Annotated in this window: 21 protein-coding genes, 1 tRNA gene and 1 pseudogene; 19 read left to right on the forward strand and 4 right to left on the reverse strand. The window is 70.6% G+C overall.

The window, feature by feature from the left end:
• Positions 1–164: 164 nt before the first annotated feature.
• A complete protein-coding gene (locus tag OG622_RS31015) occupies positions 165–446 on the forward strand; it encodes an HU family DNA-binding protein (RefSeq protein WP_005486790.1) in 282 nt (93 codons plus the stop codon).
• A gap of 182 nt (positions 447–628) precedes the next feature.
• On the opposite strand, the gene murA is transcribed toward OG622_RS31015, so the two are convergent.
• Complete coding sequence (murA, locus tag OG622_RS31020) at positions 629–1,975, reverse strand: UDP-N-acetylglucosamine 1-carboxyvinyltransferase (protein WP_371579914.1); 1,347 nt, start codon at positions 1,973–1,975, stop codon at positions 629–631.
• A 309-nt stretch (positions 1,976–2,284) separates the two neighbouring features.
• Between murA and OG622_RS31025 the strand changes: the two genes are divergently transcribed.
• The 11 genes from OG622_RS31025 to OG622_RS31075 all read left to right on the forward strand — a co-directional run bounded on the left by OG622_RS31025 (position 2,285) and on the right by OG622_RS31075 (position 15,099).
• Positions 2,285–2,857, forward strand: a complete 573-nt coding sequence (locus OG622_RS31025; RefSeq protein WP_371579915.1) for a YqgE/AlgH family protein — start codon at positions 2,285–2,287, stop codon at positions 2,855–2,857.
• A gap of 206 nt (positions 2,858–3,063) precedes the next feature.
• Entirely contained in the window at positions 3,064–3,348 is a 285-nt protein-coding gene (locus OG622_RS31030; RefSeq protein ID WP_371579916.1) for a DUF3039 domain-containing protein, read from the forward strand.
• Positions 3,349–3,689: 341 nt separating this feature from the next.
• On the forward strand, positions 3,690–4,991 hold the full coding sequence (locus OG622_RS31035) for an extracellular solute-binding protein (protein ID WP_371579917.1): 1,302 nt from the start codon (positions 3,690–3,692) through the stop codon (positions 4,989–4,991).
• Between the two features lie 4 nt (positions 4,992–4,995).
• Positions 4,996–5,943, forward strand: a complete 948-nt coding sequence (locus OG622_RS31040) for a carbohydrate ABC transporter permease (RefSeq protein ID WP_371579918.1) — start codon at positions 4,996–4,998, stop codon at positions 5,941–5,943.
• Complete coding sequence (locus OG622_RS31045; RefSeq protein ID WP_371579919.1) at positions 5,940–6,782, forward strand: carbohydrate ABC transporter permease; 843 nt, start codon at positions 5,940–5,942, stop codon at positions 6,780–6,782. The genes OG622_RS31040 and OG622_RS31045 overlap by 4 nt, the downstream gene beginning before the upstream one ends.
• A 1-nt stretch (position 6,783) precedes the next feature.
• A complete protein-coding gene (locus OG622_RS31050) occupies positions 6,784–8,556 on the forward strand; it encodes a beta-N-acetylhexosaminidase (protein ID WP_371579920.1) in 1,773 nt (590 codons plus the stop codon).
• A 287-nt stretch (positions 8,557–8,843) separates the two neighbouring features.
• On the forward strand, positions 8,844–9,737 hold the full coding sequence (locus OG622_RS31055) for a xanthine dehydrogenase family protein subunit M (RefSeq protein WP_371579921.1): 894 nt from the start codon (positions 8,844–8,846) through the stop codon (positions 9,735–9,737).
• Positions 9,734–11,575, forward strand: a complete 1,842-nt coding sequence (locus tag OG622_RS31060) for a 2Fe-2S iron-sulfur cluster-binding protein (RefSeq protein ID WP_371579922.1) — start codon at positions 9,734–9,736, stop codon at positions 11,573–11,575. Before OG622_RS31055 ends, OG622_RS31060 begins: the two co-directional genes overlap by 4 nt.
• Positions 11,572–13,887, forward strand: a complete 2,316-nt coding sequence (locus OG622_RS31065) for a xanthine dehydrogenase family protein molybdopterin-binding subunit (protein WP_371579923.1) — start codon at positions 11,572–11,574, stop codon at positions 13,885–13,887. The genes OG622_RS31060 and OG622_RS31065 overlap by 4 nt, the downstream gene beginning before the upstream one ends.
• Before the next feature lie 167 nt (positions 13,888–14,054).
• Entirely contained in the window at positions 14,055–14,669 is a 615-nt protein-coding gene (locus OG622_RS31070) for an SUKH-4 family immunity protein (protein ID WP_371579924.1), read from the forward strand.
• Positions 14,670–14,844: 175 nt separating this feature from the next.
• On the forward strand, positions 14,845–15,099 hold the full coding sequence (locus OG622_RS31075) for a hypothetical protein (protein ID WP_371579925.1): 255 nt from the start codon (positions 14,845–14,847) through the stop codon (positions 15,097–15,099).
• Between the two features lie 138 nt (positions 15,100–15,237).
• Here OG622_RS31075 and OG622_RS31080 read toward each other — a convergent pair.
• A tRNA-Cys gene (locus tag OG622_RS31080) sits at positions 15,238–15,309 on the reverse strand.
• A gap of 127 nt (positions 15,310–15,436) precedes the next feature.
• Here OG622_RS31080 and OG622_RS31085 point away from each other — a divergent pair.
• From OG622_RS31085 to OG622_RS31105, 5 genes and pseudogenes are all read left to right on the forward strand, one after another.
• A pseudogene (locus OG622_RS31085) lies at positions 15,437–15,934 on the forward strand (MFS transporter); the annotation flags it as partial.
• On the forward strand, positions 15,925–16,125 hold the full coding sequence (locus OG622_RS31090) for a CopG family transcriptional regulator (protein ID WP_327729476.1): 201 nt from the start codon (positions 15,925–15,927) through the stop codon (positions 16,123–16,125). The pseudogene OG622_RS31085 and the gene OG622_RS31090, both read left to right, overlap by 10 nt.
• Positions 16,122–16,511 carry a type II toxin-antitoxin system death-on-curing family toxin gene (locus OG622_RS31095; RefSeq protein WP_371579926.1) on the forward strand — a complete coding sequence of 130 codons (390 nt, stop codon included), beginning with the start codon at positions 16,122–16,124 and terminating at the stop codon, positions 16,509–16,511. The genes OG622_RS31090 and OG622_RS31095 overlap by 4 nt, the downstream gene beginning before the upstream one ends.
• A gap of 160 nt (positions 16,512–16,671) precedes the next feature.
• Positions 16,672–18,465, forward strand: a complete 1,794-nt coding sequence (locus OG622_RS31100) for a DEAD/DEAH box helicase (RefSeq protein WP_371579927.1) — start codon at positions 16,672–16,674, stop codon at positions 18,463–18,465.
• A gap of 338 nt (positions 18,466–18,803) precedes the next feature.
• Positions 18,804–19,445, forward strand: a complete 642-nt coding sequence (locus tag OG622_RS31105; protein WP_371579928.1) for an IclR family transcriptional regulator — start codon at positions 18,804–18,806, stop codon at positions 19,443–19,445.
• A gap of 101 nt (positions 19,446–19,546) precedes the next feature.
• On the opposite strand, the gene OG622_RS31110 is transcribed toward OG622_RS31105, so the two are convergent.
• Complete coding sequence (locus OG622_RS31110) at positions 19,547–20,386, reverse strand: alpha/beta fold hydrolase (RefSeq protein ID WP_371579929.1); 840 nt, start codon at positions 20,384–20,386, stop codon at positions 19,547–19,549.
• A gap of 84 nt (positions 20,387–20,470) precedes the next feature.
• On the opposite strand from OG622_RS31110, the gene OG622_RS31115 reads away from it, so the two are divergent.
• Positions 20,471–20,947 carry a MarR family winged helix-turn-helix transcriptional regulator gene (locus tag OG622_RS31115; RefSeq protein WP_371579930.1) on the forward strand — a complete coding sequence of 159 codons (477 nt, stop codon included), beginning with the start codon at positions 20,471–20,473 and terminating at the stop codon, positions 20,945–20,947.
• Between the two features lie 99 nt (positions 20,948–21,046).
• Positions 21,047–21,847: a S16 family serine protease gene (locus tag OG622_RS31120; RefSeq protein ID WP_371579931.1), complete on the forward strand. Its 801-nt coding sequence runs from the start codon at positions 21,047–21,049 to the stop codon at positions 21,845–21,847.
• A 34-nt stretch (positions 21,848–21,881) separates the two neighbouring features.
• Here OG622_RS31120 and OG622_RS31125 read toward each other — a convergent pair whose 3' ends face one another.
• Positions 21,882–22,352, reverse strand: a complete 471-nt coding sequence (locus tag OG622_RS31125; protein WP_371579932.1) for an Lrp/AsnC family transcriptional regulator — start codon at positions 22,350–22,352, stop codon at positions 21,882–21,884.
• Positions 22,353–22,440 lie beyond the last annotated feature (88 nt).

Raw genomic sequence — 22,440 nt, forward strand, 5'->3', positions numbered from 1 at the left:
CCAAGCTCAGGCCTGCCGCGACTCCCAAGGGTGTTCGTGTGACTCCCAGGGGTGCTGGATTGGCTTTCCCGCCGCAGGTGAGTGCAGGATGCGTTTCTGGGCGCGAGGGTCTGACGACGGACCCGGGTCCGCCTCAACGGCAAGAAGAACACGGGAGTAACAACATGAACCGCAGTGAGCTGGTGGCCGCGCTGGCCGACCGTGCCGAGGTGACCCGCAAGGACGCCGACGCCGTGCTGGCCGCGTTCGCCGAGGTCGTCGGCGACATCGTCGCCAAGGGCGACGAGAAGGTCACCATCCCCGGCTTCCTGACCTTCGAGCGCACCCACCGTGCCGCTCGCACCGCTCGTAACCCGCAGACCGGCGACCCGATCCAGATCCCGGCCGGCTACAGCGTGAAGGTCTCCGCGGGCAGCAAGCTCAAGGAAGCCGCCAAGGGTAAGTAACCTTGCCGCCTCCCGCTCGCGGGATGGTGTACGGCGCGTAGAACGCCTGATGGGGGCGGCACCTGGTCTTCCAGGTGCCGCCCCCATCGTCGTGGGGACGAGGCTGCGGGTCCGTCGTGGCCGGTCGCACCCCGCGGCGGGGGCGCGGGTGCCACAGCCCCGCGCCCCGTACGGCCGTGCCGCTAGCCGAGCGCCTTGCCCGGCAGTTCCACCTTCGCGCCCAGCTCCATGAGCTTCTCCATGAAGTTCTCGTAGCCGCGGTTGATGAGGTCGATGCCGTGGACCCGGGAGGTGCCCTGGGCGGCGAGGGCGGCGATGAGGTAGGAGAAGCCGCCGCGGAGGTCGGGGATGACCAGGTCGGCACCCTGGAGGCGGGTGGGGCCGGAGACGACGGCGGAGTGCAGGAAGTTGCGCTGGCCGAAGCGGCAGACCGAACCGCCGAGGCACTCGCGGTAGAGCTGGATGTGCGCGCCCATCTGGTTCAGCGCCGAGGTGAAGCCCAGCCGGGACTCGTAGACCGTCTCGTGGACGATCGAGAGGCCGGTGGCCTGCGTCAGGGCGACGACCAGGGGCTGCTGCCAGTCGGTCTGGAAGCCGGGGTGGACGTCCGTCTCCAGCGCGATCGACTTCAGCTGGCCGCCGGGGTGCCAGAAGCGGATGCCCTCGTCGTCGATCTCGAAGGCGCCGCCCACCTTCCGGAAGGTGTTCAGGAACGTCATCATCGAGCGCTGCTGGGCGCCCCGGATGTAGATGTCGCCTTCGGTCGCCAGAGCGGCGGACGCCCAGGAGGCGGCCTCCAGGCGGTCCGGGAGCGCCTTGTGGTTGTAGCCGCCGAGCGAGTCCACACCGGTGATGCGGATCGTGCGGTCGGTGTCCATCGCGATGATCGCGCCCATCTTCTGCAGAACGCAGATGAGGTCCTCGATCTCCGGCTCGATCGCCGCGTTCGCGAGTTCCGTCACGCCCTCCGCGAGGACGGCGGTGAGCAGCACCTGCTCGGTCGCGCCCACCGACGGGTACGGCAGCTGGATCTTGGTACCGCGCAGCCGCCGCGGCGCCTCCAGGTACTGCCCGTCCTCCCGCTTCTCGATCTTCGCGCCGAACTGCCGCAGCACCTCGAAGTGGAAGTCGATCGGCCGGCCGCCGATGTCGCAGCCGCCGAGACCGGGGATGAACGCATGGCCGAGCCGGTGCAGCAGCGGGCCGCAGAACAGGATCGGGATGCGCGACGAGCCCGCGTGGGCGTCGATGTCGGCGACGTTCGCGCTCTCCACGTTCGTCGGGTCCATCACCAGCTCGCCCGGCTCGTCACCCGGGCGGACCGTTACGCCGTGCAGCTGCAGCAGTCCGCGCACGACCCGCACGTCGCGGATGTCGGGCACGTTGCGCAGCCGGCTCGGACCGCTGCCGAGCAGCGCGGCGACCATGGCCTTGGGTACGAGGTTCTTCGCACCGCGGACACGGATCTCGCCACTGAGCGGGGTGCCGCCGTGTACAAGCAGTACGTCGTCAGAGCCGTTGACGGTCATGGATCTCGCGTTCCGTGGAGTTGGGCAGAGGCTTTCCGGCGTGGACGGCCGACCGGTGGACCCTTGGTGCGGGGCCGGCGCGGCGTGGGCCGGAGAGCTAGCGTAAGCGCCGCCCACCCCCATTCCGGAAGTCCAAGGACCCCTAAGCCACGTCATGGGTTCGCCACAACACGAACCGTTCACCATCGGCCACACGGGGTCACCGTCACAGCCGTACGCCCCCGCCGCCTCCCCGTGCGGTGAGCTGCGTGCACGCCGCTACCGCCATTGACTCCCCGCGCGCGGGCAGGATGCGGGATCATGTCTGGCATGACCGAGGTGTCCTCGCTCACAGGGCGGCTGCTCGTGGCCACGCCCGCCCTGGCGGACCCGAACTTCGACCGCGCTGTGGTGCTCCTCCTCGACCACGACGAGAAGGGCTCGCTCGGCGTGGTCCTCAACCGGCCGACCCCGGTGGGCGTCGGCGACATCCTGGCGGGCTGGGCGGACCTCGCCGGCGAACCGGGGGTCGTCTTCCAGGGCGGCCCGGTGCAGCTGGACGCCGCCCTGGGAGTGGCGGTGATCCCCGGCGGCGGCTCCGCGGACCGGGCCCCGCTCGGCTGGAAGCGCGTCCACGGCGCGATCGGCCTCGTCGACCTGGAGGCCCCGCCGGAGCTGCTGGCCTCCGCGCTCGGCTCGCTGCGCATCTTCGCCGGATACTCGGGCTGGGGACCCGGTCAGTTGGAGGACGAACTGGTGGAGGGGGCCTGGTACGTCGTCGAGTCCGAACCCGGCGACGTCTCCTCGCCCTGCCCGGAGAGACTCTGGCGCGAGGTCCTGCGCCGACAGCGCAACGAACTCGCGATGGTGGCCACGTACCCGGACGACCCCTCGCTCAACTGATGCGGGACAGGCGCGAATGACGCATGTCGTCGCGGATCGCTCTTTCGCCGGTGGTGGAGGCCGGGCTGCCGCCGAGGCCTCGACGGTCCCTGTCCCCCACCGCTCCGGCGGGTCGGGACCGGACGCGAACACGGCGTCGGCACCGGTCGCGTCCGTTGTGCGAGGCAGGGACCCACACTCCTCGGCAGTTGATTACCCTTGCAGTCATGAGCACTCTTGAGCCCGAGCGCGGTACTGGTACGGGGACCCTCGTCGAGCCGGCGCCGCAGACGTCGCACGGCGACGGTGACCACGAGCGCTTCGCCCACTATGTCCAGAAGGACAAGATCATGGCGAGCGCCCTCGACGGCACGCCCGTCGTGGCGTTGTGCGGCAAGGTGTGGGTCCCGGGCCGCGACCCGAAGAAATACCCCGTGTGTCCCATGTGCAAGGAGATCTTCGAATCCCTCGGCGCCGGCGGCGGCGACCAGGGCGGCGACGGCAAGAAGTAACACGGCGGACACCAGCTCGGGAGCACCGGTACGTCGGCGGGTGCGGGTGGTGTGTGGTTGCTCGCGCGGTTCCCCGCGCCCCTGAAAAGCGCGGGGCGCCCATGTCTTCAGGGGCGCGTGCGGCCCCACCCACCCGTACCCGCCGACGCGCGCGTGCTCCCGGGCTTTGTCGCGCCGCCCGCCCCCGCCCCCGTTGCACGGAACGCTTCCCGGGATCACAAGGTGGTTGAGACCTCTTGTGGTCATGTCCATGTACTCCCTAGCCTCCGGTGTGTTGTACAGAGCAGAACGCCCGTTGCAGAGAATGCAACGCTCCGCTCCCCCCACCGGAGGACCCGCTCATGAAGCTCGCCGCCAGAATCGCCGCGCCCGTAGCGGCCCTAGCCCTCGCCGGGCTGACCGCCTGCGCCCCCCAGACCTCTGACAACAACTCCTCCGAGGGGGACGAGAAGACCGGCACCCTCCGGGTCTGGCTCTTCCAGGAGGTGAGCAACGCGCCGAAGCAGAAGGTCGTCGACAAGGTGGTCTCCGCCTTCGAGAAGGCGCACGACAGCGTGAGGGTGAAGGTCGAGTACATCCCCGTCGAGACCCGCGCCCAGCGCGTCAAGGCCGCCTTCAACGACCCGAAGAGCGCCCCGGACCTCATCGAGTACGGCAACACCGACACGGCCGGCTATGTGAAGGACGGCGGACTCGCCGACGTCACCACGGAGTTCCACGACTGGTCCGAGGCCAAGGACTCCGACCCGACCGCCAAGACCTCCGTGACGGTCGACGGCAGGATCTACGGGGCACCCTTCTTCGTGGGCGTGCGCGCGCTGTACTACCGCACCGACGTCTTCGACGAGCTCGGCCTCGAAGCCCCGAAATCCCTGGACGAGTTGACCACCGCCGCCAGGACGATCCGCGCCGCCAAGCCCGACCTGTACGGCCTCGTCGTCGGCGGCGCCTACACCTACGGCGCGATGCCCTTCGTCTGGGCCAACGGCGGCGAGATAGCCGAGGGCAAGGGCGGCTCGTACGCCTCCACGATCGACAGCGCGGCCGCCCGGAAGGGCATCGCGGCGTACACCTCGCTCTTCGGCGACGACAACTGCCCCGCCGCCAAGTGCGCGAGCATGGGCGGCAACGACACGGTCACCGCCTTCGCGGCCGGCAAGGCGGGCATGGCGATCGGCGGCGACTTCAGCCACGCGGCCGTCGAGGCCGGCAAGGTCAAGGGCAGGTACGCGGTCGTCCCGCTGCCGGGTGTGAAGTCCGGCTCGGTGGCCCCGGCGTTCGCGGGCGGCAACAACGTCGGCGTCCTGAAGAGCACCACGCACCGCACCCTCGCCGTCGACCTGATGAAGCGGCTGGCGTCCAAGGAGACCCAGGGCGAACTCTTCGACGCGATGGGCTTCCTGCCCACGTACACCGACGTACGGGCCGAGGCGGCCGAGCAGGAGCCGTTCATCGAGCCGTTCGTCAAGACGCTCTCCTCCGGTACGAAGTTCGTGCCCGCCTCCCCGGCGTGGGCACAGATCGACGCGTCGCTGGTGCTGCCGACGATGTTCCAGGAGGTCGTCAGCGGCAAGAAGGACGTGGCCGAGGCGTCGAAGGACGCGGCCGAGCAGATGAACGACGTGTTCGGCACGGTCGGCTGAACCGATGGCGGCGCACGGCACGGTCGAGAAGACCGCCGGGCGGGTCGCGCTCACCGGAGCCGCGACCCGCCCGCCCCGCAGGCGCGATTGGACCCCCTGGATCCATCTCGCCCCCGCGCTCGTCGTACTCGGCGGGCTGCTCGTCTATCCCGTCTGGCAGCTCGGCCTGATCTCGCTCCTGGAGTACACCCAGGCCCAGGTCAGCGGCGGCGAACCGACCACCTTCCAGGGGTTCGGGAACTACGCCGAACTGTTCGGGGACCCCGAGTTCCGGCAGGTCCTGCTGGCCACCGCCGTGTTCGCGGCGGCCTGCGTGGTGTCCACGCTCGCCGTCGGGTGCGCGCTCGCCGTGCTGCTGACACGAGTACGGGCCGTGCCGCGCCTCGCGCTGATGCTGGCGGCGCTCGGGGCGTGGGCGACCCCCGCGATCACCGGGTCCACGGTGTGGCTGCTCCTCTTCGACCCGGACTTCGGCCCGGTCAACCGGATCCTGGGCCTCGGCGACCACTCCTGGACGTACGGGCGTTACAGCGCCTTCTTCCTCGTCCTGCTCGAAGTGGTGTGGTGCTCCTTCCCGTTCGTGATGGTGACCGTCTACGCGGGCATCCGCTCCGTACCCTCCGAGGTCCTGGAGGCCGCGGCCCTGGACGGCGCCTCGCAGTGGCGGATCTGGCGGTCGGTCCTCGCGCCGATGCTCCGGCCGATCCTCGTCGTCGTCACCATTCAGTCGATCATCTGGGACTTCAAGGTCTTCACCCAGATCTATGTGATGACGGGCGGCGGCGGTATCGCGGGCCAGAACCTCGTACTGAACGTGTACGCCTACCAGAAGGCCTTCGCGTCCTCCCAGTACAGCCTCGGTTCGGCGATCGGCGTGGTGATGCTGGTGATTCTGCTGGCGGTCACCCTGGTGTATTTGCGACTGCTGCGCGGACAGGGGGAGGAGCTGTGAATGCAAGGGGTTTCCCGAGGCGGCCCCGGCGGCTCGCGGCGGAGGCATCGGCCCTGGTCATCGCGGTCGTGGTGGCGTTCCCGCTTTACTGGATGGTGCTGAGCGCGTTCAAGCCGACGGGTGAGATCGAGTCGGCCGAGCCTCGGCCATGGACCCTCTCGCCGACGCTGGATTCCTTCCGCCGCGTCTTCGGACAGCAGGAATTCGGCCGCTACTTCGTCAACAGCCTGGTCGTCGCCTGCACGGTGGTGGTCGTCTCCGCGCTGATCGCGTTTCTCGCGGCGACGGCGGTCACCCGATTCCGCTTCCGATTCCGGACCACCTTGCTGATCATGTTCCTGGTCGCCCAGATGGTGCCCGTGGAGGCGCTCACCATCCCGCTCTTCTTCCAGATGCGGGACTTCGGCCTACTCAACACCCTGGGCGCGCTGATCCTGCCCCACATCGCCTTCTCGCTGCCGTTCGCGATCTGGATGCTGCGCGGCTTTGTGAAGGCCGTACCGGAGGCGCTGGAGGAGGCGGCCCAACTCGACGGGGCGAGCCGTTCCCGATTCCTCTGGCAGATCCTTTTCCCCCTCGTCTTCCCGGGGCTGGTGGCCACCAGCGTCTTCTCCTTCATCTCCGCCTGGAACGACTTCCTGTTCGCCAAGTCGTTCATCATCAGCGACACGTCCCAGTCGACCCTGCCGATGGCCCTCCTGGTGTTCTACAAGCCCGAAGAGCCGGACTGGGGCGGCGTGATGGCGGCGTCCACGGTGATGACGATTCCGGTGCTGATCTTCTTCGTACTCGTACAGCGACGGCTGGTCTCCGGACTGGGCGGCGCGGTCAAGGACTGACGTGAGTGAACTGATTCCCGCGCCCCGCCGCGTCGACGCCGGTTCAGGCGAGGTACGGCTGACTCCGCACTCCCGGCTCCACGCCCACGACGGGACGGAGGGCGTCGGCCACTGGCTGCGCACCGTCCTGCGGGAGGCCACCGGCCTGCCGCTGCGCGAGGGGCGGGAGCTCGACGACACCGACGAGGACGGCATCGGGCTCCGGCTCGACCCCGGACTCGGCCCCGAGGAGTACCGCCTCGTCAGCGACCCGTCCGGCGTCCTCGTCGAGGGCGGCAGCGCGGCCGGCGTCTTCTGGGGAGCCCAGACACTGCGGCAGCTCCTCGGCCCCGACGCGTATCGCAGGGCCCCTCTCGGGCGCGACCGCACCTGGGCCGTGCCGCACGTCAGGATCGAGGATGCCCCCCGTTTCCCCTGGCGCGGCCTCATGCTCGACGTCGCCCGGCACTTCATGCCCAAGGACCAGGTCCTGCGCTACCTCGATCTGATGGCCGCGCACAAAGTCAACGTCCTCCACTTCCACTTGACGGACGACCAGGGCTGGCGGATCGAGATCGAGCGATACCCGAGGCTGACGGAGGTCGGCTCCTGGCGGGCGCGCACGAAAATTGGCCATCGCGCGTCACCCCTCTGGGAGGAGAAGCCGCACGGGGGTTACTACACGAAGGACGACATCCGCGAAATCGTCGCCTACGCGGCCGCGCGGCATATCACCGTGGTCCCCGAGATCGACATCCCGGGACACAGCCAGGCCGCCATCGCCGCGTATCCGGAACTCGGCAACACCGATGTCATCGACACGACCTCCCTCACAGTCTGGGACACCTGGGGCATCAGCAAGAACGTACTCGCCCCCACCGACAACACCCTGCGTTTCTACGAGGGGGTGTTCGAGGAAGTCCTGGAGCTGTTCCCGTCGTCCTTCGTGCACATCGGCGGCGACGAGTGCGCCAAGGACCAGTGGAAGGAGTCGGCCACCGTGCAGGCCCGCATCCGGGAGCTGGGGCTCGCGGACGAGGACGAGTTGCAGTCGTGGTTCGTCCGGCACTTCGACAACTGGCTGACCGCGCGCGGGCGTCGCCTGATCGGATGGGACGAGATCCTGCAGGGCGGGAGCCGAGCCGAAGGGCGCGCCCCTGTCGAAAGCGACGAGGAGGAGGGAGCGAAGCGACCGCTCGACGAGGTGGGGGCACCCCCGGCCGGAGGCTGGGGGAGTCGACAGGGGATCAGAGCGCCCGGAGGCGAGGCGACAGGAATCAGCCTCGCGCCGGGGGCGGCCGTGTCGTCCTGGAGGGGCTACGCGGGCGGCATCACGGCGGCCCGCGCGGGCCACGACGTGGTCATGTGCCCCGAGCAGCAGGTGTATCTGGACCACCGTCAGGACGGCGGCCCCGACGAGCCGGTGCCCATCGGCTTCGTCCGCACCCTGGAGGACGTCTTCCGGTTCGAGCCGGTGCCACCGGAGTTGACGCCCGACGAGGCGCGGCATGTGCTGGGCACCCAGGCCAATGTGTGGACCGAGGTGATGGAGGACTCCGCGCGCGTGGATTACCAGACCTTCCCGCGCCTGGTGGCCTTCGCCGAGGTGGCCTGGAGCCGGCTGCCGGAACCCGCCGAGCGTGACTTCGCCGACTTCGAGCGCCGGATGACGGCCCACTACCCGCGACTTGACGCACTCGGCGTCGGATATCGGCCGCCCTCGGGTCCGCGTCCGTGGCAGCGGCGGCCCGGTGTGCTCGGACGTCCGATCGAGGGGACGCCCCCGAACGTGTGAGGCGACCGCGAACCGGTGGGACCGAAAGCGCGTGCCCTGCGACTGTGGCCACAGAGAGAACAAGAGGCGCAAGGGGGTCAAGTGGCGCCGTAAGTGTTAATTCGCGCCTATGGGTTATGTCGTGCCAAAACGGACCATCTCTCGGGCGGGGTGGGCGAATGCCTCCTGTCGGACCCCCGCGTTCGGACCTCGCGAGAATGTGCCAGAGTTGCCACGTCCGCCCTGTCAGCACGTACCGTACGGCAACACAGGCGGACCAGGTGGGGCAGCGGGAAGGGGTAGCCGGTTTGACCACGCACGCACCGCAGGCGGCGCAGGCCGTGACTCTGCCCGGCTCGCTGGACGAGGCCGTGGCGGCCCTCGCCGCCATGCCCTGGGCGGTTCCGGTGGCGGGTGGCACGGACCTCATGGCAGCGGTCAACTCCGGACAACTCAGGCCCGCCGCACTGGTCGGGCTCGGCAAGATCAGCGAGATCCGCGGCTGGCAGTACCAGGACGGACACGCCCTGCTGGGTGCCGGACTGACGCACGCCCGGATGGGGCGCCCGGACTTCGCGGCGCTCATTCCGGCGCTCGCCGCAGCCGCGCGCGCCGCCGGACCACCGCAGATCCGCAACGCCGGCACCCTCGGCGGCAACATCGCGACGGCCGCCCCCACCGGGGACGCGCTGCCCGTGCTGGCCGCCCTGGAGGCCACGCTGATCATCGCGGGCCCGGGCGGGGCGCGCCGTGAGATGCCCGTTTCGCACCTGTTGGCCGGCATGGAGATGTTGCGGCCCGGTGAACTCATCGGCTTCGTGCGCGTGCCGCTGCTGCACGCGCCCCAGGTCTTCCTGAAGGCCACCGGCCGCACCGGCCCCGGCCGCGCGGTCGCCTCCGTCGCCCTCGTCCTCGACCCCGCCCGGCGCGGGGTGCGGTGCGCCGTCGGAGCCATAGCGCCGATGCCGCTGCGCCCCCTGGACGCCGAGACCTGGGTCGGCCAGTTGATCGACTGGGACGGCGAGCGCAGCCTCGTCCCCGAGGCGCTGCAGGCCTTCGGCGAGTACGTCGCGGCCGCCTGCATCCCCGACCCGGCCCCCGAGGTCGACGGTTCCGTACCGCCGCTTCCACCCGCCGTACTGCACCTGCGGCGCACCGTCGCCGCGCTGGCCCGACGAGCACTGGGGAGGGCACTGTCGTGACCGACGACCAGCACGGAGAGAGCACCCCGCAGCAGGGCCAGGGCGGCTGGGAGCGGCTGCCGCAGGGCGACTACGACGACGGCGCCACCACCTTCGTACAGCTCCCCGAAGGGGGCATCGACGCGCTGCTCGCCGCCGACAGCCCGCTGGCCGCGCCCGGCCACGGCTATGTGCCGCCGCAGATAGCGGCCAACTCCATCAACACGGCGAACACGGCCAACACCGCCGGAACCGACCCGTCCGCCCCGGGCGCCTGGGCGATGCCGGCCGGGGGCGCCCAGTGGCACGACCCGAACGCCGGGCAGCCGCAGCCCCCGACGCAGGACGGGTTCACGTACAACCCCGGCTCGACCGGGCAGTGGACGTTCGAGGAGCCGGCCGCGCAGGAAGGCGCCGCTCCCGGTCACGATGTGACCGGCGAGTGGTCGATTCCGGTCGCGAGGGGTGACCTTCCGGACGAATCCGGCGAGTTCAGCACATCGGCCCTCGTCGAGCAGTGGGGCGGCAACCCGCCCGCCACGCTCCCCGGCGGCGCCGCCGCGCCCTGGGCGACCGAGCAGATCGGCACGGCGTGGACCACGTCGCCCCCGGCCCGGACCGACGAGCACCGCGGCGACGAGCACCGGCCCGCGGAGCACCGGCCCGAGGAGCGTGCGGCCGGGAACCGCATGCCGGGCGAGAGCGCGGCGGGCATGGCCCCGGATGCCCCCGAGGAGCCCTCCGTGGCCCCTGCGGAGGCGTACGCCGACCCGGCACCCGAGACCGCCGGGCAGGCCCCGGAAGCCGCCCAGGAGCCCGCTGGGCCGATCGGTGAGGCCGACACGGAGGCCGAGGGTCGCGCACGGCCCGAGGCGCCGGAGACGGCCCCTGAGACGTCCGGGGCCGCCGCGGCTGCCGGGACCGACGCCGAGGGCGACCCGGCGTCGGCCGACGAGCCCGCCCCGCCCCCGCACGACGACCACCCCCTCGCCTCCTACGTCCTGCGCGTCAACGGCACCGAACGGCCCGTCAGCGACGCCTGGATCGGCGAGTCGCTGCTCTACGTACTGCGCGAGCGGCTCGGCCTCGCGGGTGCCAAGGACGGCTGCTCGCAGGGCGAGTGCGGAGCCTGCAACGTCCAGGTCGACGGCCGGCTCGTGGCGTCCTGCCTGGTGCCCGGCGTCACCGCCGCGGGCAGCGAGGTGCGCACCGTCGAGGGCCTCGCCGCCGACGGGCAGCCCTCGGACGTGCAGCGGGCCCTGGCCAAATGCGGTGCCGTGCAGTGCGGTTTCTGCGTGCCCGGCATGGCGATGACCGTGCACGACCTCCTGGAGGGCAACCCCGCCCCCAGCGACCTGGAGACCCGCCAGGCCCTCTGCGGCAACCTCTGCCGCTGCTCCGGCTACCGGGGCGTCCTGGCGGCCGTCCGCGACGTCGTCGCCGGACGCGAGGCGCACTCGGCCGCCGAGAACGAGGCCGCCGCGGACGCCGACGAGGCACGCATCCCGCACCAGGCGGGGCCGGGCGCGGGCGGCGTCAACACGGCGGCGTACGACTCCCAGGGCGCACCCCCACCGGCACCGCACGACCCCGACCGCTCCTACGGCGGCCAGGGCATGTCGTTCACCGGCCCGGACGACTCGTACGGGGGTCAGGGGCAGTCGTTCGGCGGCCAGGGCGACACCTACGGGGGTCAGGGGCAGTCGTTCAGCGGTCAGAACGACACCTACGGCGGCCAGGGGCAGTCCTTCGGCCGCCAGGACGACTCGTACGGCGGTCAGGGGCAGTCCTTCGGCCGCCAGGACGACTCGTACGGCGGTCAGGGCCGGTCGTTCGGCCAGGACGGAGGCCAGACGTGAGCAACGAAACCGTCATCGCGACGCCGGCGGGCCCCGGCGAGGCCCACCCCGCCCCTGAGCAGCTGCCGCACGGCCTGGGCGCGAACCTGCCGTCCGCCGATGCCCGCGCCAAGTCGGAGGGCACCTTCCCGTACGCGGCCGACCTGTGGGCCGAGGGCCTGCTGTGGGCCGCCGTGCTCCGCTCGCCGCACCCGCACGCGCGCATCGTGTCCATCGACACGTCCCACGCGCGCGAGATGCACGGCGTACGGGCCGTCATCACCCACGAGGACGTGCCGGGCGTCTCCCTGCACGGCCGCGGCAAGGCCGACCGGCCCCTGTTCGCCTCCGAGGTCGTACGCCACCACGGCGAGCCCATCGCGGCCGTCGCCGCCGACCACCCCGACACCGCGCGGATGGCCGCCGCCGCCGTCATCGTCGAGTACGAGGTGCTCGACCCGGTGATCGACCCGGAGCAGGCCTTCGAGGCCGAACCCCTGCACCCCGACGGCAACCTCATCCGCCACATCCCGCTGCGCCACGGCGACCCGAACGCGGCCGGCGAGATCGTCGTCGAGGGCCAGTACCGCATCGGTCGCGCGGACCCGGCCCCCATCGGCGCGGAGGCCGGCCTCGCCGTGCCCCGCCCCGACGGCGGCGTCGAGCTGTACGTGGCCTCCACCGACCCGCACGCCGACCGCGACGCGGCCGCCGCCTGCTACGGCCTGGTCCCCGACCGCGTCAAGATCGTCGTCACCGGTGTCCCCGGCGCCACCGCCGACCGTGAGGACCAGGGCTTCCAGCTGCCGCTCGGCCTCCTCGCCCTGAAGACCGGCTGCCCGGTCAAACTGACGGCGACCCGCGAGGAATCCTTCCTGGGCCACGCGCACAGACATCCCACACTGCTGCGCTACCGCCACCACGCGGACGCCGAGGGCAAGCTGATCAAGGTCGAGGCACAGATCCTGCTCGACGCGGGCGCGTACGCCGACACGTCGTCGGAGGCGCTGGCCGCCGCCGTCTCGTTCGCCTGCGGCCCGTACGTCGTCCCGAACGCCTTCATCGAGGGCTGGGCGGTCCGCACCAACAACCCGCCCTCCGGCCATGTGCGCGGCGAGGGCGCCATGCAGGTCTGCGCCGCGTACGAGGCCCAGATGGACAAGCTGGCGAAGAAGCTGGGCCTCGACCCGGCCGAGCTGCGCATGCGCAACGTGATGTCCACCGGCGACGTGCTGCCGACGGGCCAGTCGGTGACCTGCCCGGCCCCGGTCGCCGAACTCCTCCAGGCCGTCCAGGAGTTCCCGCTCCCGGCGCTGCCCAAGGACACCCCCGAGGACGAGTGGCTGCTCCCGGGCGGCCCCGAGGGCGCGGGCGAGCCGGGTGCCGTCCGCCGCGGTGTGGGCTACGGCCTCGGCATGGTCCACATGCTCGGCGCCGAGGGCGCGGACGAGGTCTCCACGGCCACCGTGAAGGTCCACGACGGCATCGCGACCGTCCTGTGCGCGGCCGTCGACACCGGCCAGGGCTTCTCCACCCTCGCCCGGCAGATCGTCCAGGAGACCCTGGGCATCGACGAGGTCCACATCGCCCAGGTCGACACCGACCAGCCCCCGGCGGGCCCGAGCTGCCGAGGCCGCCACACCTGGGTCTCGGGCGGCGCGGTGGAACGAGCGGCGAAGATGGTCCGCACGCAACTGCTCCAGCCCCTGGCCCACAAGTTCGGCATGTCCACGGAGCTGCTGCAGATCACCGACGGCAAGATCACGTCGTACGACGGTGTCCTGTCGACCACGGTCGCGGAGGCATTGGACGGCAAGGAACTCTGGGCCACCGCCCAGTGCCGCCCCCATCCGACCGAGCCGCTGGACGACGCCGGCCAGGGCGACGCGTTCGTGGGTCTGGCGTTCTGCGCGATCCGCGCGGTCGTGGACGTCGACATCGAACTCGGCTCCGTACGGGTCGTGGAGCTGGCCGTCGCCCAGGACGTCGGCCGGATCCTCAACCCGACGCAACTCGCCGCGCGTATCGAGGCGGGCGTCACCCAGGGCGTGGGCGTGGCCCTCACGGAGAACCTCCGCACCCCCCGAGGTCTCATCCGCCACCCCGACCTCACCGGCTACGCCCTGCCCACCGCCCTCGACACCCCCGACATCCAGATCGTCAAACTGGTCGAGGAGCGGGACGTCATCGCCCCCTTCGGTGCGAAGGCGGCCAGCGCGGTGCCGGTGGTCACCTCTCCGGCGGCCATCGCGGCGGCGGTCCGGGCGGCCACGGGACGCCCCGTGAACCGCCTCCCGATCCGGCCGCAGGCAGCGGTGGTGACGGGCGCGTAGGGGTACGTGAACGGACCCCCGCGTAGCCCCTGAGGTGCGTGTTCGCACGTACGTCGGGCGTTGTCAGTGGGGCCGCGTATGGTTCTGGCAGTGGGGAGAATGTCCGCTCGGCGGCACGGCATCCCCACCGGGGGAAGCACGCTGCGCACCATGTGCCGGGGGGAGCCATGAGCACAATGACGATGGGGACAATGGGCCTGACGGACCTGAACGACCTGAACGATCTGCACCACCTGAACGACCCGCACCACCTGAACGACCTGGCGGTGCCGACCGGGGGACCGGCCACCCGCTCCGGACTGGCGCTGGACCTGCCCGCCCGGCTGCTGGACGAGGAGTTCGGCCAGAGCGCGGTGTGGCGCTTCGAGGACTTCGACTTCCCGGCCACGCTCACCCACGAGCCGACCCGGCGCTTCCTGCGGGACATGGGCCTGCCCGAGAACCACGGCTTCTTCCAGCTCGACACGGACATCCCGCTGCCGACCCTCGCCGAGTACCACGCGAACGAACGCCCCGGCGAGTTCACCCCCGGGCGATTCCCGGCCGGAGCCGCCCACTTGATCCGCCTCGGCCACTTCGTCGAGGGCGACAGCCTCGTCGTCGACGGCACCACCGGCGCGATCCTCAACTGGAGCGAGCCCGAGTCGGCCCTCTGCCCCCTCGACGCCGACATCTCCACCCTCGCCTTCACCCTCTGGCTCCTCCACCGCGAGAAGCGCGAAGGGACAGTCGCGGGCTGCTGGGTGGAGACACTGCGCAACAAGGCCTGCGCGGGTCTCTGAGACCACGGGCACGCAAAGACGGCCGACCACTGAATTGTTGATTCTTTGCCGTTTTGCCGAAGAAAGAGTTGACCGTGATCCGGTAATTAATTTCTCCAGATGCTCCCCCGTCTCGCTTGGGCGACAATCGGTATGGACGCACCACGGCTTCAGTACTGCGAAATGAGGGAAGACAGTGGACCTCTACACTGACTTGACCGAGGCGCAGAAGAAAGCGTTCAAGGAGAACGCGGACGACCTGGCAAAGCTGCAACCTCAGCTGGACAAGGTGCGCGAAGAGGCGCTGTCGCGCCTGGAGCGAGCGGGGCTGGGGGATGGAACGGACACGCTGAACTGCCTGGCCTGCAGTGCGTGCTCGGGATGGACCACTGGCGAGGACGGTAAGTGCGGCCATTGCCCCCACGGCTGGTTCTCTCACAACGTGAAATAGCAGTCCCCACGGCGACGCAAGGGGAGCAATTCCACGTCCCGGCTTCTCCAAGGAGGCGCCGGCATGCGCTCCGGCGACCGAAATGGCGGCACCCCTCGCGGGGTGCCGCCACTTCGTTCTGTCCGTTCAGGAATTCAGAGGCCGTGGCGGGAATCGAACCCACGTAACTCGCTTTGCAGGCGAGTCCCTGAACCACTCGGGCACACGGCCGGGTCGAAAGCGTCAGCGTTGGCTGCCTGGCGCTCCGAACTCGATGTGTAGACCGTAGGCGGGGGCTCGGCAGGGGCTCAAGGGGCGCGGGGGTGCTGCAACGCGACTGCCATACGCCGTTCATGAACCGCGGGTGGAGCCGTACCGGGAGCGGCTGATGGCGGTGGGAGTGGTGCTGTCCGCGGCTGCGATCACCACGCTGCCGGGCGCGCTGGTCCACTCCGTCCCGGTGTGGACCGTGGCCGTGGCGTGGGCCTTCGGATGCTTCGGGATGGGGCTCGTCATCTCCTCCACCAGTGTCCTTCTGCTCCACCTCTCCGCGCCCGAACAGGCCGGCATCAACTCCGCCGCCCTCCAGATGTCCGCCGGACTCTCCGACGCGCTCCTCCTCGCCGCCGGTGGCGGCGCCTTCGCCGCGCTGGGCGGCGGCACGGTCGCCCACACGGCCACCACCACGGCCTCCGGTGCCGGTTCGCACCCGGCCGCCGCCTTCGCCGCGGTGTTCCTGCCGATGGCGGGGGTGGCGCTGGTGGGCGCTTGGGTGACCATGCGGGTGCGAGCCACGTCCATCTCAAAGTGGTACCACTTTGACCCCTCTAGTGGTACCGTTTTGGTATGGCTATGAACCTACGTCTTCGTGACGACCAGACCGAGGCTCTGAAGCTGCGTGCCGACGAGGAGGGCACAAGCATGCACGCCATACTGCTCAAGGCGGTGGACGACTACCTGGCCAGGACGGCTCATGAGGCCCTCGTACGAAAGGCCGCCAAGGAGCAGACCGTCAAGTGGGCCGAGCTGTTGGAGCGGCTCAAGTGACATGCGTCTACCTGTCGGCTGAGGACGCCCTGGCCATCGCCGAGCTTGCCGTCGATGACCAGGGCGTTGTCGTTCGGGACGCGGGCCTGTTGGAGTCGGCTGTGCATCGCCCCTCTGCCTCGATGTTCGGGCAGGAGGCGTACACCGACCTGTTCGGGAAGGCGGCGGCCCTCCTGCAGTCGCTCGTGATCAACCATCCCCTGGTCGACGGCAACAAGCGCACGGCCTGGACATCCTGTGTCGTCTTTCTCGCCATGAACGACGTGCAGCTCCGGCCGGACATCGACGCTGCCGAACGCCTTGTGATCGCCGTGGCCACCGGTGACATGGATGAGGTCAAGGCCATCTCCGAGGCTCTGCGGGAGCTTGCCGAGCAGCCGATGTGAGCTGAGTCCCATCTGCGGCCGACCCGGTCCAGTTCGCGCGTTGGCGCAAGCGGGTCGCCGGTAGGGTGGCCCGGTTGTCATACGTAGCCGTGGTGGGCGGGTCGCTGCGCGAGTCGCCCGGGGCTACCCGCCGAGCCGCTCGACCCCCAGACCGGAGACCGTGACTACCACCGCCGCCTCCTCGAACCACCACCTCTCTCCGGCCTTTCCCGGCCGCGCCCCATGGGGTACCGCCGGCAAGCTGCGTGCCTGGCAGCAGGGGGCGATGGAGAGATACATCCAGGAGCAGCCGCGGGACTTTCTCGCGGTCGCGACCCCCGGCGCCGGGAAGACCACCTTCGCGCTGACGCTCGCGTCCTGGCTGCTGCACCACCACGTCGTGCAGCAGGTGACGGTCGTGGCGCCCACGGAGCATCTGAAGAAGCAGTGGGCCGAGGCCGCGGCGCGGATAGGGATCAAGCTGGACCCGGAGTACAGCGCGGGGCCGCTCAGCAAGGAGTACGACGGGGTCGCGGTCACGTACGCGGGTGTGGGTGTGCGGCCCATGCTGCACCGCAACCGCAGTGAGCAGCGCAAGACCCTCGTCATTCTCGATGAGATTCATCACGCGGGGGACAGCAAGTCCTGGGGCGAGGCGTGCCTGGAGGCCTTCGAGCCCGCCACCCGGCGGCTCGCGCTCACCGGTACACCCTTCCGTTCCGACACCAACCCCATCCCCTTCGTGGCGTACGAGGAGGGGACGGACGGGATCCGGCGGTCGTCCGCCGACTACACCTACGGCTACGGCAACGCGCTCGCCGACAACGTCGTGCGGCCCGTCATCTTCCTTTCCTACAGCGGCAACATGCGCTGGCGGACCAAGGCGGGCGACGAGATCGCCGCGCGCCTCGGCGAGCCCATGACCAAGGACGCGATCAGCCAGGCCTGGCGTACGGCCCTCGATCCGCGCGGTGAGTGGATGCCGAGCGTGCTGCGCGCCGCCGACCAGCGGCTCACCGAGGTCAGGAAGGGCATCCCGGACGCCGGTGCCCTCGTCATCGCCACCGACCAGGACTCCGCCCGCGCCTACGCCAAGCTGATCCGCGAGATCACGGGGACGAGCGCGACGGTCGTCCTCTCCGACGACTCGGGCGCCTCCAACCGCATCGACGAGTTCAGCGCCGGCACCGACCGCTGGATGGTCGCCGTGCGGATGGTGTCCGAGGGCGTCGACGTGCCCCGGCTGGCCGTGGGGGTCTACGCCACCACCATCTCCACCCCGCTCTTCTTCGCCCAGGCCGTCGGACGTTTCGTACGGTCCCGGCGGCGCGGCGAGACCGCGTCCGTGTTCCTGCCGACCATCCCCGACCTGCTCACCTTCGCCAACGAGATGGAGGTGGAGCGGGACCACGCCCTCGACAAGCCGAAGAAGGAGGGCGAGGAGGACCCGTACGCCGAGGAGGACAAGCTCCTGGCGGAGGCGGAGAGGGAGCAGGACGAGGACACCGGCGACCAGGACATGCTGCCGTTCGAGGCGCTGGAGTCCGACGCCGTGTTCGACCGGGTCATGTACAACGGCGCCGAGTTCGGCATGCAGGCCCACCCCGGGAGCGCGGAGGAGCAGGACTACCTCGGGATTCCGGGGCTGCTGGAGCCGGACCAGGTGCAGCTGCTGCTGCAGAAGCGGCAGGCGCGGCAGATCGCGCACAGCCGCAAGAGGCCGGACGCCGAGGCCGACCTGGTGGAGCTGCCGGCCGACCGGCGGCCCGTCGTCACCCACAAGGAACTGCTTGAGCTGCGCAAACAGCTCAACGGCATGGTCGGCGCCTACTCCCATCAGAGCGGCAAGCCGCACGGTGTCATCCACACCGAGGTGCGCAGGGTGTGCGGTGGACCACCGAGTGCCGAGGCCACGGCGGGGCAGCTGCGGCAGCGGATCGCCAAGGTGCAGGAGTGGGCCACCCGGATGAAGTGACGTCCGGGGCGCGGGGAGTGGTGGGCTCCGCGGAGTGCGCTCCCAGGGAGTGCGCTGTGTGTGATGCGCCCGTACATATAGTCACAAATCGAAGTAGTCCGTACCGGTCGCTGACCGGATTCTGGACGGAGTCTTCCGCTCAGCGAACCCGCTCGTTACTGTCCCCGCTACGTACACGCCCCGTGGCAGCGCCGCCGCGGAGCGCAGCCGTGAAGCGACTCCGCCCGGATCATCCGGGTTCAGCCGATCGGCGGCCTCTGTAGCGCGACGCCGAACGGGACCGGTGACGCATCAGCCGTGACAGGGGTCGCCGCCCTCACCAAGAAGGAGTGGGCGTCGTGACCGCGGAGACCTCTCAGACGCTTGATCGGGGACTGCGTGTCCTCAAGCTGCTGGCCGACACCGATCACGGGCTGACCGTCACCGAGCTGTCCAACAAGCTCGGGGTCAACCGAACCGTTGTGTACCGCCTGCTCGCCACCCTGGAACAGCACTCCCTCGTCCGACGTGACCTGGGCGGACGTGCCCGGGTCGGGCTGGGTGTGCTGCAGCTCGGGCGGCAGGTGCATCCGTTGGTGCGGGAGGCCGCGTTGCCCGCGCTGCGCTCGTTGGCCGAGGACATAGGGGCGACCGCGCATCTCACGCTCGTGGACGGGACCGAGGCGCTGGCCGTCGCGGTCGTCGAGCCGACGTGGACGGACTATCACGTGGCGTACCGGGCCGGCTTCCGGCACTCGCTGGACCGGGGGGCCGCGGGGCGGGCGATCCTGTCGGGCCGGCAGCAGCCGGGGGACTGGCCCGGGTACGCGCTCACGCACGGGGAGCTGGAGGCGGGGGCCAGCGGGGCCGCCGCGCCGCTGCTCGGGGTGACCGGGGTCGAGGGCAGTGTGGGAGTCGTCATGCTGGCCGACGCGGTGCCGGAGCGGGTCGGGCCGCGTGTCATGGACGCGGCCCGAGAGGTGGCCGACGCGCTGCGGTGACGTGGGGTGGTGACGCGCTGCGGTGACGCGGGGTGGCGTCGCGGAGCGGTGACGCGGGGTGGCGTCGCGGGGTGGCGTCGGCCGGTCGGTCGCTCGCGCGGTTACGCCGCCTCGGCGTTGAGCGTGCTCAGCCAGTCCAGCAGATGCTTGGTGAACGTGTCCGGCTGTTCCATGTTGGCGTAGTGGCCGGTCCCCTCGATCGAGATGGCCCGGCCCTTGCCCGCGACCGTCCTGGTCAGGCGTTCGGCCATGGCGATGAGGTCGGGGGCGTCGAGGGTGCCGTTGACGGCGAGGGTGGGGGCGGTGACGGTGGCGGCGCGGGCCCAGGTGTCGGTCACCGGGACGTGCCAGTCCGTCTCGCCCACGGTGTGCTTGGCGGCGGTGGCGCGGCTCATCTCCCGTACGCGCCGCACGATGTCGGGGTCCACGTCGTCGACCGTGCGGTGCGGGCCGGCGACGGCCTCGGCGACCACATCGAGCCAGCCCTCGATGTCGCCGGACATCAGTGTGCCGTAGTAGCGGGCGACGCTGTCCTTGGTCCAGGGATCCGTGTGCTCGGGCTCACTGGTGCCGACGCCGCTGACGACGAGGGCGCGTACGAGTCCGGGGTGCTCCAGTGCCGTGTCGACGGCCGTGCCTCCGCCCATCGACATGCCGATCAGGACCGCCGGGCCTGTGTCCAGGTGGCGCAGCAGCGCGGCGAGATCGTCGGTGAGGCGGAACGGCCTGCTCGCGTTGGCGGAGGCGCCGTGCCCCCGGGCATCCGGTGCGATGACGCGGTGGTCGGCCGCCAGGGCGGGCACCAGGTCGCGCCACATGCGGTGATCCGTGAAGCCGCCGTGCAGCAGCACCAGCGGGGTGCCCGAACCGACGTCCAGGTAGGCGAGCGGACCGTCGTCGGACTGAAACGTGTGCGTGCGTACCTGTGAGGCATCAGTCATGACAACTAAGGTGTCATATTGGGAGGGTGATGACAACTGGGTTGTCATTCTGCTCGGCAGTGGAGTGTGAAAGAGAATGACCCCGTGACAGAGACCAATGAGCCGCTGCCGCCCGACGTGCTCGCCGGGCGACTGTCCGAGGTGTTCGCCGTCCTGGGGCCCCTCTACCGGCGGACGACCCGCGCGCTGGAGCTGAAGGAGCGCAAAGAGGGGTTCCCCGTCGGCGTACGCGCCGTCCTGGAGCTGCTGCGCATGGGCGGGCGGCCCATGACCGTGCCGCAGATGGGCCGGACGCTGGCGCTGAGCAGACAGTTCGTGCAGCGGATGGTCAACGAGGCGGCGGGGCGGGAGCTCGTCGAGGCCATCCCGAACCCCGCGCACCAGCGGTCCTCCCTGATCCGGCTGACCGATGCCGGCCGGGCGACCATCGACGCGTTGGTCGCCCGGGAGAGCGTGCTGCTGAAACAGGCGAGCGGTGAGCTGACGGGGGCCGACGTCGACGCCTGCGTACGGGTGCTGACGCATCTCCTCGGACTCTTCGAGGACGTGGACGTCAACTGAGGCCCGCCGGCCCACCGAGCCGGCCCGCGCCCCTGGGTACCGCGCCCCCGGGTACCACCGGCCCCTGGCCGGAAGTGCCCCTCGCGTTAGATTGACCCCGTGCTCTCTCGTCTCTCCAGCCTTTCGCGTCCCGTGGCCGTAGCCGTATGCGCCCTGCCCGTGGTGGGGCTGCTCGCCACGGCGGTGTTCGCGCCGTTGCCGTTCTCCGTGGCGCAGCCGGGGATGACGGCGAACGTGCTGGGCGAGAACAAGGGGGAGCCGGTGATCACGATCAGCGGTGCCAAGGCCCGGACGACCAGCGGGCAGTTGCGGATGACGACGATCGAGGCGACGGGGCCGGCCACCCGCGTCGGACTCGGTGATGTGCTCGACGGCTGGTTCCGCACGGACCAGGCCGTCATGCCGCGCGAGGCGGTCTACCCCAGCGGCGACACCACCGAGGAGATCCAGGAGTACAACGAGGCCGAGATGAAGGAGTCCCAGGACACGGCGACCGAGGCGGCGCTCGCCTACCTCGGCGAGGAGCCCGGCGACATCAAGGTCACCCTGCGGCTCGCCGATGTCGGCGGCCCCAGCGCCGGCCTGCTCTTCTCCCTCGGCATCGTCGACAAGCTCGACGGCGACGGCAGCGGCGGCGACCTCACGGGCGGCCGCGTCATCGCCGGTACGGGGACCATCGACCCGGCCGGCCGGGTCGGCGCGGTCGGCGGGGTCACCCTCAAGACCCAGGCCGCCCGGCGCGACGGCGCGACCGTCTTCCTCGTCCCCAAGGCCGAGTGCTCCGACGCGAAGGCCGAACTGCCCAAGGGGCTGCGGCTCATCCCGGTGACGACCCTGAAGGGCGCGGTCGGCTCGCTCGTCGCGCTGGAGACGGGCAAGGGTTCCGTACCCGGCTGCTGACCCGGCTTATTGCCCCCCGGAGACGACGGCCCGTTCACTCGTGGAGCGCCGCCTGCTCCACCAGCGGGATGATCCGCAGCGGAACGGGGTTCTCCATGACGATCGCCGTGGCGGCCCGGACGATGCCGTCGAAACCGACGACCCGGTCGATCACCCGCTGGAGATCGGCGTTCGAACGGGCCACGAGCCGGCACAGCATGTCCCCGCTGCCGGTCGTCGTGTGCAGCTCCAGCACCTCCGGCACGGTCGCCAAGTGGGCCCGTACGTCCGCCCCCTGCCCCTGCCTGATCTGCAGCGTCGCGAACGCCGTGACCGGGTAGCCGAGCGCGGCCGGATCGACCTGGGGTCCGAACCCGCGGATGACTCCGTTCGACTGGAGCCGGTCGAGCCGGGCCTGCACCGTGCCCCGCGCGACCCCCAGCCGCCGTGACATCTCCAGTACCCCGATCCGCGGCTCGCGCGCGAGCAGGAGGATCAGCCGCCCGTCCAGATGATCGATCGCCATGAGACCTCCCGGGATGGTCATCCTGTACAGAACAAGCGGGATTGGGCGTGCTCCGCTGAACAGATTGTCCAGCAGAAACACGAACTGT

Origin of the sequence: Streptomyces sp. NBC_01314 (assembly GCF_041435215.1) — a bacterium.
Classification (GTDB): domain Bacteria; phylum Actinomycetota; class Actinomycetes; order Streptomycetales; family Streptomycetaceae; genus Streptomyces.

Bases quoted from the DNA above. Each gene is read 5' to 3' on its own strand.
- OG622_RS31025 (WP_371579915.1), top strand. From the start codon at position 2,285: ATGACCGAGGTGTCCTCGCTCACAGGGCGGCTGCTCGTGGCCACGCCC.
- OG622_RS31070 (WP_371579924.1), top strand. From the start codon at position 14,055: ATGAGCACAATGACGATGGGGACAATGGGCCTGACGGACCTGAACGAC.
- OG622_RS31090 (WP_327729476.1), top strand. From the start codon at position 15,925: ATGGCTATGAACCTACGTCTTCGTGACGACCAGACCGAGGCTCTGAAG.
- OG622_RS31125 (WP_371579932.1), bottom strand. From the start codon at position 22,352: ATGGCGATCGATCATCTGGACGGGCGGCTGATCCTCCTGCTCGCGCGC.
- OG622_RS31035 (WP_371579917.1), top strand. From the start codon at position 3,690: ATGAAGCTCGCCGCCAGAATCGCCGCGCCCGTAGCGGCCCTAGCCCTC.
- OG622_RS31030 (WP_371579916.1), top strand. From the start codon at position 3,064: ATGAGCACTCTTGAGCCCGAGCGCGGTACTGGTACGGGGACCCTCGTC.
- OG622_RS31040 (WP_371579918.1), top strand. From the start codon at position 4,996: ATGGCGGCGCACGGCACGGTCGAGAAGACCGCCGGGCGGGTCGCGCTC.
- OG622_RS31110 (WP_371579929.1), bottom strand. From the start codon at position 20,386: ATGACTGATGCCTCACAGGTACGCACGCACACGTTTCAGTCCGACGAC.
- murA (WP_371579914.1), bottom strand. From the start codon at position 1,975: ATGACCGTCAACGGCTCTGACGACGTACTGCTTGTACACGGCGGCACC.
- OG622_RS31015 (WP_005486790.1), top strand. From the start codon at position 165: ATGAACCGCAGTGAGCTGGTGGCCGCGCTGGCCGACCGTGCCGAGGTG.